We start from the raw sequence: 281 nt of genomic DNA, 5'->3' as shown, positions 1-281 counted from the left end.
CCACCTTGCGCTTGCGGATCATACCAAGGTACCCCAAATGAGCTACGAACAGTTGGACGAGGATGAGCTGTTGCACGCAGCACTCGGGGCGATGCGTGCCGAGCGGGTCGCGAGCTGATCGAAGCTGAACCTCTCCTCGGAGCCGTCCTCTTCCACGATCCACAGCGCGGTGCGCTCATTGCCGCGCGCGATGCGGTCGAACCAGTCGATTGCCCAGTTGAACCGCTCGCCGACCTCCGGCCACGAGAACTCCGCGGCGGCGCGTGCGTAGTCAGTGCGCG

The 281-nt window shown here is 64.8% G+C and carries 1 pseudogene; it reads right to left on the bottom strand.

Annotated elements, in window-relative coordinates:
* Positions 1 to 42: 42 nt before the first annotated feature.
* Positions 43 to 281, bottom strand: a pseudogene (locus SB658_RS23295) (hypothetical protein); the annotation flags it as partial.

The organism is Bacillus sp. SIMBA_008 (assembly GCF_046535495.1).
Taxonomy (GTDB): Bacteria; Bacillota; Bacilli; order Bacillales; family Bacillaceae; genus Bacillus; species Bacillus subtilis.
This window is presented reverse-complemented; position numbering and strand designations above follow the sequence as displayed.